We start from the raw sequence: 12,881 nt of genomic DNA, 5'->3' as shown, positions 1-12,881 counted from the left end.
TCGGGGCCGAAAACCTCTCGGCAGCTATGGCTGTCATGATACGCAAGGGCTGCGGCGAGGCACAGTCGCCACCCTCGGCGCGTGTGTCTTCTGCGCCCGGCATTGATGGCGGGAAGTCGTGCACACTGCCGGCAAGGGACGTAAACTGCGCCCATCAGGCAAGGTTTCAGGCCAGCGCCGATTCGCTTGTCTTCTGCACGGGTACGCACCGGGTGCTTGCTCGCAGGCACCCTGCTTGCAGGCCCCTTGCTCACAGAACTTTTGCACGCGGAACCTGATACAGGCTGCGCTTGTGTAAAGGAGGATTGTCATGCGCTCGACTGCTTCCATTGCTCCGCATTCCCTGCTGCGCCTGCCCACGCTGCTGGCCACCGGGCTGCTGCTGGCCGTCACCGCCCTGAGTGCGCCGCTGGCTGTCGCCGAGAGCGAGGCCCCCAAGCCGCAGATCACCAGCCGTCAGCAGGATGACCGCCAGCTGCGCGAATACCGCGTCAATGGCCATCTGTATGCCATCGAGATCATCCCCAAGGGCGGCGCGCCCTTCTTCCTGCTCGACAGTGACGGCAACGGCAACTTCATCAAGTCCAGCGTCACCAGTGCCAGCCAGCTCAAGGTACCCGGCTGGGCACTGAAAAAGTGATAAGCTCGGCATCTGGTTCACGCGACAGCTGAACCAGCAGCGACAGGCGTCACGCCCGCGGCACATCTCTTGCCCCCGGGCGTGGCGGCATCCTTCCTGCATACCTACAACAACTCCTGTCAGCGCATTGCCGCCGTTTCGCTCCGGCGGCGCGCCACTGGCGGGGCGGACACATTTCGGCGAGAAGAGTCACCCATGGCAGTCTTTACCCCCCTGAGCGACGCTCAGGTCGCAGAATTTCTGGCAGAGTACGACGCAGGCACGCTGACATCGCTTGAGGATGTCGCGCACGGCACCGAGAACTCGACCTTCTTCGTCACCACCGATCGCCGCGAGATGGTGCTGACCCTGTTCGAGCAGGGCGAGCATGCGGAACTGCCCTTCTTCGTCGAGCTGCTCGACTTCCTCGCCAGCCACAAGCTGCCGGTGCCGGGCCCGTTGCACGACCGCGACGGCCAGGCGCTCAAGGTGCTGGCAGGCAAGCCGGCGCTGCTGTTCCCGCGTATGCCGGGCAACTGGCCGGTCTCGCCCAACGTGCCCCAGTGCCGCGAGATCGGCGCGGCGCTGGGGCGCATGCATGCCGTCTCGCAGCACTTCACCGGCCACCGCCCCAACACCCGCGACCTGCACTGGATCAAGCCGATGCACCACAAGGTGCTGGCGTATCTGAGCCCGGAAGACCAGGCGCTGATGGCCGACGAGATCGATGTCTGCGAAGACGTTTTCAGCGGTGTCGAGCTGCCGCAGGGCGCGCTGCATGGCGACCTGTTCCGCGACAACACCCTGTTCGACGGCGACCGCCTCGGCGGCATCATCGACTTCTACAACGGCTGCACCGGCGACCTGATCTTCGATCTGTCGATTCTGGTCAATGACTGGTGCTCCAATGACGATGGCCGTCTGGACCAGGCGCGTTATGACGCCCTGCTCAGTGCCTATCTGGCCGAGCGCCCGATGAACGCCGACGAACGCCGCCTGTGGCCGAGCATGCTGCGCATGACCGCGCTGCGCTATTGGCTGTCACGCCTGCTGGTGGTCTACGTGGACCCGCCCGCCCACAGCCTGACGCCGAAGGACCCGGCACAGTACCGCCAGCTGCTGGGTCGGCGTATCGAGGAAGGCGCTCTGCCGCTGCCCGAGGCCACGCAACCGGCCTGATCGGTACCTTCCGTACTGACCGAGTCGTCAAAGCAATTGCCTGCTGGCCCCCAGCAGGCATAATGCGCCCTCTGAGCGCCCGCATTCCTGCGGGCGTCATTGTCTTCTCCGACGCTGCCCACACCTGTTGAGCACCGCCGGGCTTGCCTTCACGCCGTCCATCTCCGGAGACCGCGATGACCTCCTTTGCAGCCGAAGCACGCCGCACCTACAACATCGACCAGTGGGGCAGCGGCTATTTCGACGTGGGCCAGGATGGCCTGACACTGGTGCGCCCGCATGGCGAGCCGGGCACGCCTGCGCTGCCGCTGATCTCGCTGATCGACAAGGCGCGCGCCCAGGGCCTGCGCCTGCCGCTGCTGGTTCGCTTCGCCGATATCCTGCATGACCGCGTCGAGCAGCTGTGCGCCGCCTTCGATGCCGCCATCAGCTCGCGCGGCTATGGCGCCAGCTACACCGCCGTCTACCCGATCAAGGTCAATCAGCAGCGTCGCGTGGTCGAGGAACTGCTGGCGACCAGCGAGCGCTCACGCGGGCGTGTCGGGCTGGAAGCCGGCAGCAAGCCGGAACTGCTCGCCGTGCTGGCGCTGTCGGACAGCGGCCCGTCGGTGATCGTCTGCAATGGCTACAAGGACCGCGAATACGTGCGTCTGGCGCTGATGGGCGAGAAGCTCGGCCACCGCGTGCATCTGGTGGTCGAGAAGGCCAGCGAGCTGGAACTGGTGCTGGAAGAGGCCAGGCGCCTCGGCGTGCGTCCGCGCATTGGCCTGCGCGCGCGCCTGGCCACCATCGGCAAGGGCAACTGGCAGAACACCGGCGGCGAGAAGTCCAAGTTCGGCCTGACCGCCAGTCAGATCGTCGCGCTGGTCGAGCGTCTGCGCGAGGTGGATGCGCTGGACTGCCTCAAGCTGGTCCACTTCCATCTTGGCTCCCAGATCGCGGACATCAGCGATATCCAGCGCGGTCTGGCCGAGTGCGCACGCTTCTATCAGGGCCTGCACGAAGCTGGCGCCGGCGTGGAAATCGTCGATGTCGGTGGCGGCCTGGGCGTGGACTATGAAGGCACGCGCTCGGAAAGCGCCTGCTCGCTCAACTACTCGATGCGCGAGTATGCCGACTACGTGGTCGGGGCGTTCCATGCAGTCTGTGAGGCGAACGACCTGCCTCACCCGCATATCATCTCTGAATCCGGCCGCGCGCTGACCGCCCACCACGCGGTGCTGGTGACGGACGTGATCGGCGAGGAGCGCGTGAACCTGCCGCTGCCCGCACCGCGTGAGGATGACACCCAGATCGCCGCGCTGTGGACCCAGGCCGCGCGTCTGGAGGGACAGCTTGAGCCACGTGAGCTGGTCGAGATCTACCACGCGGTGGTGCATGCCCAGCATCAGGTGCAGGAGCGCTTCGTGATGGGTCTGGCGAGCATCGCCATCCGTGCCGAGGCCGAAGCCATCTATACCAACGTGTGCCGCAGCCTCGCCGGACGTCTCGATGCCCGTCAGCGCTCGCACCGCGCGGTGCTGGATGAGCTGAACGAGAAGCTGGCCGACAAGCTGTTCGTCAACTTCTCGCTGTTCCAATCGCTGCCGGACATCTGGGGCATCGAGCAGATCTTCCCGATTTTGCCGCTGACCGGCCTCGACCGCGCGCCGACCCGGCGTGGCGTGATTCAGGACATCACCTGCGACAGCGATGGCCGCATCGACACCTATGTGGATGATCAGGGCCTGGACGCCACCCTGCCGCTGCCGGAATGGCATGCCGATGAAGAGAAGCTGCTCGGCTTCTTCATGGTCGGCGCCTATCAGGAAATCCTCGGCGACCTGCATAACCTGTTCGGCGATACCGATTCCGTGGATGCCAGCCTCGACGACGATGGCCAGTGGCAGCTTTCCCATGCGATTCAGGGAGATAGCGTGGCGCAGGTGCTGCGTTACGTGAACTTCGACCCGGAGCAGCTGGCCGCACGCCTCGCGCGTCAGCTCAAGTCATCCAATCTGAATGCGCTGGAACAGGCAGATCTGCTCGAAGACCTGAAGGCCGGTCTCGACGGCTATACCTACCTGGAGAGCTGAAACGCTGCCGAGGCTCGGGCCCTGGCTCAATGAACCGAGTTTGGAAGGATCAGGTTCGGAAGGATTGGCCCGGATAGCAAAAGTAAAAGCCCAGACAGCAAAAGCCCCTGCCGGTGACCCGGCAGGGGCTTTTTTTAACCCGCTCAGGGCTGATTTCAACTCGCTCAGAGCTGCTGTCTACTCGCTCAGGGCTGTTCAGAGCCAGCTCAAGTTCAGGTTCTGGCTGGAACAGACCCAGACGTCATGCCACTCCGCGCGTGCGTGTCTCGACACGCAGCAGCTCACCGCTGCCATCCGGGGCATCCAGCGCCAGTGCCAGCGCCTGATCCGGATTCAGCTCGCCGACGCCTTCCGGCGTGCCGGTCAGCACCACATCGCCGGGCAACAGGGTGAAGCTGTGGCTGATCTCACTGAGCAGGCGAGCAATCGGGAACAGCATAAGGCTGGTATCCGCCTGCTGGCGCTGCTCGCCATCGATGGCAAAGCGATAGTGCAGCGCCTGGAAATCCACATCGTGCAGCTCGCCATCGGCATCACGCCAACGCGGCCCTTCCAGCGCCACGAAAGAAGACAACGGGCAGCTGCCATCGAAGGCCTTGGCCAGCTCCCACGGCTGGCCCTTGGCCTTGAGCTTGCTCTGGCGCTCACGCAGGGTCAGGTCCAGTGCCAGGCCCATGCCGGCCAGTGCTTCCAGCGCCTCTGCTTCACTGGCTTCACACAGCGGCTTGCCGATCAGCAGTGCCAGTTCGGCCTCGTAGTGGTACTGGCCGCGACGCCGAGAGATCGCCAATGGCTTGTCCATCGGCGTCACGCTGGTGGCGGGCTTGATGAACAGCAACGGCTCGCTGGGCACTTCATTGCCGAGCTCCGCGGCGTGGGCTGCGTAATTGCGGCCGACACAGACCACCTTGCCGAGGTCATGAGCGAAGACGCGACCATCGCTGAAACGCGGGGTGAAACGCTGAGCAAGCGGCATGCAGAACTCCTGTCGGGGCGTGATGGAGGATCAATGAAAGACGATCAATGAGAGATATCGCAATGATACGTCGCCCCGACAGCCTGCCACTACCACACCAACGTCCGAGATTTCGCCGCCTGAGCGCAACCCGGCGTTGTGCAGTTCAGTCCACTGCCACCTTCAAAGCTCAGCTTTCAAGCTCGGTCTTCCACTTCAGTCTTCAACTTCAGTCTTCAAGTTCATCCCAGCCACCATCGAGACGGTGCGCGAGAAATTCCGGGCGCGGACGCGCGGCGGCAAAGGGTGCCTGCATCGCATTGTCGACGCGGTTGTAGACGAAGAAGGCGTTGCTGCGCGGGTCCGGCGACATGTTGGCGTTGGAGCCATGCAGCGTATTGCAGTCGAACATCAACAGACCACCGGCGGCACCGGTCGGTGCTTCGATACCACGTTCAGCGATCAGCTCGCTCAGTGCTTCGCGCGAGGGCACACCGACCTTCTGGGTCTGCAGGGATGACTTGTGGTTGTCATCCGGCGTCTCGCCCAGGCAGTGCACGAAGACTTCATGCGAGCCGGGGATCAGCATCAGCGGGCCATTGAAGTGGTGATTGTCGGTCAGGATGATCGAGGCGCTGACCGCGCGCATCTCCGGCATGCCATCCTCGGCGTGCCAGGTCTCGAAGTCCGAGTGCCAGTTGAAGCCCTTGCCCTCGAAGCCCGGCTTGTAATTGATGCGCGACTGATGGAGATAGACATCGCCGCCGAGAATCTGGCTCGCACGGCTGGTCAGGCGCGGATCTTCCGCCAGCTTTCTGAAGCGCTCAGACAGGAAATGCACGGCGAAGATGGAACGAATCTCGCGGCTCTTGGGCTCGGTGATGGTGAAATCACGACCCTGCCACTCTTCGTTGTCGAGCAGCGCTGCCAGCTCGTTCTTCAGCGCCTCGACTTCCTCCGGCGCCAGGAATTCCGGCTCGAACAGGAAGCCGTCCTTCTTGAAGCGCTTGAGCTGGTCGGCACCCAGCGGCCCCTCATCGGCACGCGAGTGCACGACGGGCTCGCGGCGCTTCTGCCACAGATGCTCCGGCGGCTGGCTCAGACGCGTCGGATAGGCGTCTCGCGAGTGATCGGACCCTCGGTCGCTGCCCGACTTGTCGAGATAGGCTTCCGGCGCCTGATCACGGTCGGCATTGGTCTGACGGGCGTCCAGCTGCTGATTGGAGGCTTCTGCAGCGGCGCTGACGTTGCCACCATCGGTCTGCTCATGTTGGCGTTGCTTGGACGAAAGAGCAGAAGTGGCGTTGTACGAGGTCATATGGCGTGAAGCTGTCATCATGCTCTCCTTAAGGCATCAATGTCCTGCATTGAGGAAAGTGGAATCTGGCGTTCTAGCATGCGGCTTGCCCGCACTGTCCCACCTATGGGCCATGCAACAGACTTCAACCCCGAGATTCATGAAATAAGCACAGAGATCTGATCCGCAAGAACGTTAAAAGACCATCCAATCTCACACCACACCCGCCATCACCCTTCTCAAGAAAACATGAGGCTGCCTGTGCCTCGCGGATGACAAATTCCCTCAGTCATCCCCTCTCGCCAATCCCGACTCATCCTGTTGCCGCGAATTCTCATCTTCCGTGAGATAACCGGCTTAATCAGCGACTCATCACTGGCACCACGCCCGTGGTATTTCCCCTCACTTCGCTTCGCCATTTGCAAAACGCATCGCACGCAACATTGCGCATTAATGCGTAAGTGTCTGTGAAATATTGTGAAATTTTTTGGCACGCTTCGTGCCCCTTAGAAAACACGGCAGAACAACTGATAGAGACATATCAGAGAGAAAATAACGGCGCAGGATCATGCGTCACACCAGGGGAACTTCCAGCATGTTTAAGCCACGGATATGCATGGCCGCTTGCATGGCCACAGTGCTGGGGGGCTGCGCCGCTGTCGAACCGAAATTCGACAATGTCGAACCGGTCGTAGGGCCACCAGTCACCTCCAACAATACGCCATATAGCGAATGCCTCGTATCACTCAGTCGAATTCAGGGAGCCACCAACCTGCCTGTGATTGCAGTGGGTCAGGTGACGGACAAGACCGGTCAACGCAGTTACTCCACCGTGACAGAGAGTGCTGCCGTGACCCAGGGCGTATCAGAGATGCTGATAAGTGCTCTCTACAAGACTCGCAAGGTACATCTTACCGAGCGTCTCGATGTACGAGTCCCGCTGGCAGAGCAGCAGCTTTTCGAGAATAAGGCCATGGCCTACTCGCCGCGCAAACTGGCAGTTCTCCCTTCGCATTTCGTAGTTCTCGGCGCACTGACAGAGCTCAATTACAACATTTCAAGTGGTGGAGCTCGCCTGTTCGTCAGCGGAATCGGGGCCGGACTGCGCACTGCAGTCATCAACGTCGGCCTGGATCTGCGCATGGTCGATATCCGCACTTTCCGCACCGTCTATGTCACCAGCCTGCAGAAGCAGGTGGTGGGTTATGAAGTCGAAGCCGGTATCTACCGCTTCTTCGGCAATCAGTTGGTCGAGTTTGACTCCGGCGCAGTACGCAATGAACCACTGCAGCTGGGCGTGAGATCAGTCGTGGAGATGGGCGCGTATCAGCTTCTGACTGAAGGCCTGGGGCTTCCTGTACCTGCGGGACAGGAATGCGAGCTTCACCCGGGACAGCATGTTGCAGCGAAAGACGGCAACACGCAGCAAGTGGCCGCAGCCAATTCGGCATCAGGCAGTACCGCAGCAGTCGCAACACCGTTGAGAGAAGCACCCGCAACAGAGGCACCTGCAACAGAAACATCGGCAGCATCCAGCGCAGCACAATAAGTCAACATTCATGAGGAACATGACAATGACTACCTATAATAAGCTCGCAGTCGCCATCGGTCTCGTAAGTGGTGTGATGATGGCAAGCCAAGCGCAAGCCTTCAATAACGTGGATTGGAATTGGGATGGGTATGTCAATACTGATGTCAATATTGATGTCTATATTGACCCGAAAATCAAAGATCCAGGCGGCCTGGTGATGGTCGAAAGTCTGCAAAAGCAGATCGGTGACGTCAGCTCCGAAGCCATCGTCAGTGATGTCAGCTACGGTGCAGGTGAAGCAGGTGACCCTTCCATCGAACTAGTTGATAGCCTCAGTGCAGGCAGCAGCGCGTCATCCGCTGCGAATGCACACAGCTGGAATCATCATTCAGCAGCCAATGCGAGTGCAGATGCAGTTGCAAACGCTAACGCTGATGTCGATGTCTATATCAGCTATGCCGGCTCCACGCCTAATCCTGACATTACTCGCCTAGAGTCGCTTGAGAATGCCGCTACTTCGGTGGGCAACAATGTCTCGGTGGATAGTGATGCCATGGTCAACCTACACAATGAGCAGTTCTTGGCGGGTTCTGGTGGCTATTTCTTCTACCCGGGCACTGCTGAAGTCGAATCATTGGCCAAGGTCGACAACATTCTCAACCTGAGCGTGGACAATGCCGCGACCTCCGTAGGCAACAATATGTCGGTCACTCTGGATAGCACTGATATCGATAGCGCCCTGATTGCCGACAATACCCAGATGAGCTTCGCCAACATCAGCTCGACTGCCAAAGTCAGCAACATCACGCTGGATCTGCCGCCGACAGGCAGCTTCGAAGGCCCGGTCATCAATAATGCCGCGACCTCCGTGGGTAACAACATGTCCATCAGCGTCGGCCCCGTGACTCCGTAACCCCTCTGCAGGCAACCAACACACGCGGGGCAACCCGCGTGTGTTTCAGCACCTGCTGACATCAGACGTCTCACGCATCAGACACTGCATCTTTCACAGACCGAAAGGAGCAAGACATGAATGCTTTCACACGTATCAGCCTGGGAGTCGTGGGCGCGGGGTTCCTGCTGGCCGGTAGCGCCAGCGCCAACTCGTTGATGGGCCCCTTCCCCTACGACTTTCCGGCACGTAGCGCCGAATCCGCCCTGATTCTCTACGAGAGCAAGAAGGCCGGCAGCCTGGGGGAAGGGTCCGATACCAATATCGGGGAATACACCCTCAATACCGGCAGCAGTACCTCGATCGGCAACTGGCAACAGATCGAACAGACACTGAGTGATGGTTCCACCGGCACCATCGACAGCACTGCGGATCAATCCGCGGATGGCAGCTCTCAGACGTCGTCGACTGACTTTACCATTACCCACAACAACGAAGATGAAGAGGAAGACGCCCAGTGATGCACTGCTCGGGACAGTCATCCGCGGGAAGACAGACCGTCAGATACCAGAACTCACCCTTTCAGCGTGAGTAGAGAGTTGGTTAGCCAGGCGAGCGTCGAGACTGAGAAGTCTGCCACTCAGGGGGAGCGGAAAAAACGCACTAAAAACCGCCATGATCATCTCGCACAAGTCATTAACCTCTATATGGGTACTCGATAAACCCCCAAGACGAACACTCAACGCTGGAGAATCCAGACTCTCCGGTGAGGCTGTCACCAGAAGCAGCCCGACAATTATTCTTTCGCAGCCCGCTCGCACGAAGCGCAGGCAATGCAGAAAGACCAGCAGCAAGGGAACAACACTCATGACCGCACTGAAAGCTCATCAGGCTGCATCATCGGCTACTGCATTGAATCTGGCTGACGATATCTCCACTACCTCGCGGGTAAGGGAACTACCGGTAAAGCGACCTCGCGGTTTTGGGGAGTTTATCGGAGACTCATCGGCCATGCAGACGCTCTATCGCACTCTCATCCAGGTCGCCCACTCGGACGCTCCCATCTTCATCACCGGCGAAAGCGGCAGCGGCAAGGAATTGTGTGCCACTGCCATTCACCGCCATAGCCCGGTACGTGACGGCCCGTTCATCGCCGTCAATTGTGCCGCCATTCCGGCAGAGCTGCTGGAGTCGCAATTGTTCGGACATGTGCGCGGGGCTTTCACGGGGGCCGTGAGCGCCCAGCAGGGGCTCGCCGTGGCGGCAGATGGGGGGACGCTGTTTCTCGATGAGATCGCGGAGCTGCCGCTACCCTTGCAGAGCAAGCTGCTGCGCTTCCTGCAGACAGGACAGGTAATGCCGGTGGGTGCCACGCGCACGGTAGAGGTCAATTGCCGCATCGTGTGCGCCACGCATCAGAACCCGCGGGTACTGGTCGATACTCACCGCTTCCGGGAAGACCTCTTCTATCGTCTGCACGTCATCCCGCTGAAGGTGCCGCCGCTGCGCGAGCGCGGTCAGGATATCCTGGAAATCGCCACCGGGCTGTTGGGGCGCATGGCAGGCCACGAGGGCAAGCGCTTCACACGACTCAGTGCATGCGCCGAGCGTCAGTTGCTGGCCCATGACTGGCCCGGCAATGTGCGGGAGCTGGAAAACACGCTGCGGCGCGCCATCATCCTCAACGATGGTGAGGTGCTGACGGCCGACATGCTGGACCTGCCCTCCAGCACGGCGCATCGCCCGTCGGTCAGCCACAGCGCGCCGGAGGGCAGCGAGACCACGTTGCGCCCGTTGTGGATGGTCGAACGCGAGGCGATCGAGAGCGTCATCAGCGCCTGTGATGGCAGTATCCCCCGCGCTGCGGCGATACTGGAGATCGCCCCCTCCACCATCTATCGCAAGCGCCTGAGCTGGCTGGCGATGCACCCGGACGAGCCCACCTCGCACTGAGATGAGCGCCGGCCCACGGCATGCCCCGTCGCCCTCCAGACCTTTACTCCAGACGCAAAAAAGCCACCCCGAAGGGTGGCTTTTCTGTTGGCTGCCGAATTCATCCTGCGACTTCATCAGCTAGCCAGAATTGGCTGGGGTACCAGGACTCGAACCTGGGAATGCCGATACCAAAAACCGGTGCCTTACCACTTGGCTATACCCCAATTTGGTGGCCAGAGACGGAATCGAACCGCCGACACGGGGATTTTCAATCCCCTGCTCTACCAACTGAGCTATCTGGCCAACCTGAAGACACAAAAAAAGCCGCCAAGGCGACCTCTATATCGTGTGTTCTTCGCTCATCTACAGAAGCCTGAAGATGGTGCCGGCTAAAGGAGTCGAACCCTCGACCTACTGATTACAAGTCAGTTGCTCTACCAACTGAGCTAAGCCGGCACAAAGAACTCATGATATGAGTCTTCTTACTACGTTACTGCATGTCAGCTGGCTGGGGTACCAGGACTCGAACCTGGGAATGCCGATACCAAAAACCGGTGCCTTACCACTTGGCTATACCCCAACACTTGGTGGCCAGAGACGGAATCGAACCGCCGACACGGGGATTTTCAATCCCCTGCTCTACCAACTGAGCTATCTGGCCCTTGCCAACGAGGACGTATTAAATAGAAAACCTTTCCCGACGTCAACCCTTGCTTATCAAGAATTTGGCGTCGTAATTCGCCTTCCGCCGTCCTCGCCGGCCACTCAGACTTCGTAGCCCTGTCCGCCCTGCGATTCGCCCTTGGCGGCGGCGTCCGTCGGCACGAAACCTTCGGCCTGGTCCGTCTCCTGGTTGTTGAAGAAGCGATCCATCTGCTCCATCAGATAGCGACGGCTGTCGGCATCCATCATGTTGAGGTGCTTCTCGTTGATCAGACGCGTCTGCAGCGCCTGCCACTCTTCCCATGCCTGCTTCGAGACGTTGGACCAGATGTCCTGGCCCTTCTCGCCCGGCAGCGGCGGAAAATCGAGACCCGGCAGGTCCTGGTCATACTTGCGGCAATGTACGGTGCGCATGGGTAACTCCGTAAGAGAACTGGATGTCAGTGCGGATGAGCGTCGAGCCTTCGCCAGACGCCTTTACTGTTGCCTCATTCTCGCACGCTTGAGCCGCTTTGCCCCAGACGTGCTGCCGATGCCGACGCCGACAAGGCCTCACAGGCCGAACAGATCATCCGTGCAGCGCGCCAGCAGCGCCTTGACCGGCGCCGGCAGGCCCACGGCGTCCGGCGCGGCAGGGTCGACGAAGCGGCGGTCGGCGGCTGACTCGTTGACGCTCTCGGCCGGTACAGCTGACGCAAGCCCTGCCTCCCCCAGCTGTACCGGCTGTGGCGTGATGGTCAGCCGGAAGTGGCTGAAGACATGCTCGAAACTTGCCAGTGGCGCCTCCAGATGGGCGCCGCGGGCTTCGCGGGCGACCCATTCCCGCGCGGCCTCGCGATCCTCGACCAGTGGCGGCGCCCACAGGCCGCCCCAGATGCCCGTCGGCGGACGGCGTTCCAGCAGGATCTTCCCCGCCTCATCACTGACCAGCAACATCAGCGTCTGACGCGTCGGTATGGTCTTCTTGGGCTTGCTCTCGGGGAAGCGCTTCTCTTCGCCACGCGCATGCGCCACGCAGACCTCCTCGAAGGGGCAACGCGCGCAATCGGGCTTGCTGCCGCGCGTGCACAGGGTGGCTCCGAGATCCATCATCGCCTGGGTCCAGTCCGCCAGCCGCACCTGCGGCGTGTAGCGCTCCGCCAGCGTCCACAGCTTGCGCTCCACCGCCGGACGTCCCGGCCAGCCCTCCACGGCATGCAGGCGTGCCAGCACGCGCTTGACGTTGCCATCGAGGATCGGCGCCCGCTGTCCGGTGCTGATGCTGATGATCGCCCCGGCGGTCGAACGCCCGATGCCCGGCAAGGCCGACAGTGCCTCGACACTCTCGACCGGGAAGGCACCGTCGTGCTCATTCACGACATGCTGCGCGGCCTTGTGCAGATTGCGCGCCCGCGCGTAGTAGCCAAGGCCCGTCCACAGGTGCAGCACGTCATCGATGTCCGCCGCCGCCAGCGCCGCGACATCCGGGAAGCGCTCCATGAAGCGGGCATAGTACGGCAACACCGTCGCGACCTGGGTCTGCTGGAGCATGATCTCCGAGACCCAGACGCGATACGGCGTGGTGTTCTCCTGCCAGGGCAGATGCTTGCGGCCATGCTCATCGAACCAGTCGAACACGCGCGCCTGAAACGCCTCGGGGCTCAGGGCGATGTCTTCAAAGCCGGGTGTGGCGTGGCTCTCGGGAGCTGTCACGTCTGGCGTGGCAGCAGTGTCAGGTCGCGCCATCAAAACTTCC

At 61.2% G+C, this 12,881-nt stretch carries 11 protein-coding genes and 5 tRNA genes; 7 read left to right on the top strand and 9 right to left on the bottom strand.

Annotated elements, in window-relative coordinates; genetic code table 11:
* The first annotated feature begins 310 nt into the window (after positions 1-310).
* The 3 genes from H2O77_RS01075 to speA all read left to right on the top strand — a co-directional run bounded on the left by H2O77_RS01075 (position 311) and on the right by speA (position 3,873).
* Complete coding sequence (locus H2O77_RS01075) at positions 311-640, top strand: DUF2782 domain-containing protein (RefSeq protein WP_082388170.1); 330 nt, start codon at positions 311-313, stop codon at positions 638-640.
* Between the two features lie 195 nt (positions 641-835).
* Positions 836-1,798 carry a homoserine kinase gene (locus tag H2O77_RS01070; RefSeq protein ID WP_043333248.1) on the top strand — a complete coding sequence of 321 codons (963 nt, stop codon included), beginning with the start codon at positions 836-838 and terminating at the stop codon, positions 1,796-1,798.
* A 176-nt stretch (positions 1,799-1,974) separates the two neighbouring features.
* On the top strand, positions 1,975-3,873 hold the full coding sequence (speA, locus tag H2O77_RS01065) for a biosynthetic arginine decarboxylase (RefSeq protein ID WP_043333249.1): 1,899 nt from the start codon (positions 1,975-1,977) through the stop codon (positions 3,871-3,873).
* Positions 3,874-4,114: 241 nt separating this feature from the next.
* Here speA and H2O77_RS01060 read toward each other — a convergent pair whose 3' ends face one another.
* Together H2O77_RS01060 and thpD are read right to left on the bottom strand one after the other, a co-directional pair.
* Positions 4,115-4,849, bottom strand: a complete 735-nt coding sequence (locus H2O77_RS01060) for a fumarylacetoacetate hydrolase family protein (protein ID WP_043333250.1) — start codon at positions 4,847-4,849, stop codon at positions 4,115-4,117.
* Between the two features lie 208 nt (positions 4,850-5,057).
* Positions 5,058-6,164 carry an ectoine hydroxylase gene (thpD, locus tag H2O77_RS01055; protein ID WP_318527669.1) on the bottom strand — a complete coding sequence of 369 codons (1,107 nt, stop codon included), beginning with the start codon at positions 6,162-6,164 and terminating at the stop codon, positions 5,058-5,060.
* Between the two features lie 589 nt (positions 6,165-6,753).
* Between thpD and H2O77_RS01050 the strand changes: the two genes are divergently transcribed.
* The 4 genes from H2O77_RS01050 to H2O77_RS01035 all read left to right on the top strand — a co-directional run bounded on the left by H2O77_RS01050 (position 6,754) and on the right by H2O77_RS01035 (position 10,501).
* Positions 6,754-7,674 (top strand): CsgG/HfaB family protein, encoded by a 921-nt coding sequence (locus H2O77_RS01050; RefSeq protein WP_225347483.1) that lies wholly within the window; start codon positions 6,754-6,756, stop codon positions 7,672-7,674.
* A gap of 25 nt (positions 7,675-7,699) precedes the next feature.
* Positions 7,700-8,569 carry a hypothetical protein gene (locus tag H2O77_RS01045; RefSeq protein ID WP_043333251.1) on the top strand — a complete coding sequence of 290 codons (870 nt, stop codon included), beginning with the start codon at positions 7,700-7,702 and terminating at the stop codon, positions 8,567-8,569.
* A 116-nt stretch (positions 8,570-8,685) separates the two neighbouring features.
* On the top strand, positions 8,686-9,069 hold the full coding sequence (locus H2O77_RS01040; RefSeq protein WP_043333252.1) for a hypothetical protein: 384 nt from the start codon (positions 8,686-8,688) through the stop codon (positions 9,067-9,069).
* A 154-nt stretch (positions 9,070-9,223) separates the two neighbouring features.
* Positions 9,224-10,501 carry a sigma-54 dependent transcriptional regulator gene (locus H2O77_RS01035; RefSeq protein WP_084589359.1) on the top strand — a complete coding sequence of 426 codons (1,278 nt, stop codon included), beginning with the start codon at positions 9,224-9,226 and terminating at the stop codon, positions 10,499-10,501.
* A gap of 131 nt (positions 10,502-10,632) precedes the next feature.
* Here H2O77_RS01035 and H2O77_RS01030 read toward each other — a convergent pair.
* The 7 genes from H2O77_RS01030 to mutY all read right to left on the bottom strand — a co-directional run bounded on the left by H2O77_RS01030 (position 10,633) and on the right by mutY (position 12,871).
* Positions 10,633-10,707: transfer RNA gene (locus H2O77_RS01030), tRNA-Gln, on the bottom strand.
* Positions 10,708-10,710: 3 nt separating this feature from the next.
* Positions 10,711-10,786: transfer RNA gene (locus H2O77_RS01025), tRNA-Phe, on the bottom strand.
* Between the two features lie 77 nt (positions 10,787-10,863).
* A tRNA-Thr gene (locus H2O77_RS01020) sits at positions 10,864-10,939 on the bottom strand.
* Positions 10,940-10,988: 49 nt separating this feature from the next.
* Positions 10,989-11,063 (bottom strand) — tRNA-Gln (locus H2O77_RS01015).
* A 5-nt stretch (positions 11,064-11,068) separates the two neighbouring features.
* A tRNA-Phe gene (locus tag H2O77_RS01010) sits at positions 11,069-11,144 on the bottom strand.
* Between the two features lie 104 nt (positions 11,145-11,248).
* Positions 11,249-11,560, bottom strand: a complete 312-nt coding sequence (locus H2O77_RS01005; RefSeq protein WP_052384882.1) for an oxidative damage protection protein — start codon at positions 11,558-11,560, stop codon at positions 11,249-11,251.
* A 138-nt stretch (positions 11,561-11,698) separates the two neighbouring features.
* Positions 11,699-12,871: an A/G-specific adenine glycosylase gene (mutY, locus tag H2O77_RS01000; protein ID WP_084589635.1), complete on the bottom strand. Its 1,173-nt coding sequence runs from the start codon at positions 12,869-12,871 to the stop codon at positions 11,699-11,701.
* Positions 12,872-12,881: the final 10 nt, after the last annotated feature.

The organism is Cobetia sp. 4B, from assembly GCF_018831605.1.
Taxonomy (GTDB): Bacteria; Pseudomonadota; Gammaproteobacteria; order Pseudomonadales; family Halomonadaceae; genus Cobetia; species Cobetia amphilecti.
This window is presented reverse-complemented; position numbering and strand designations above follow the sequence as displayed.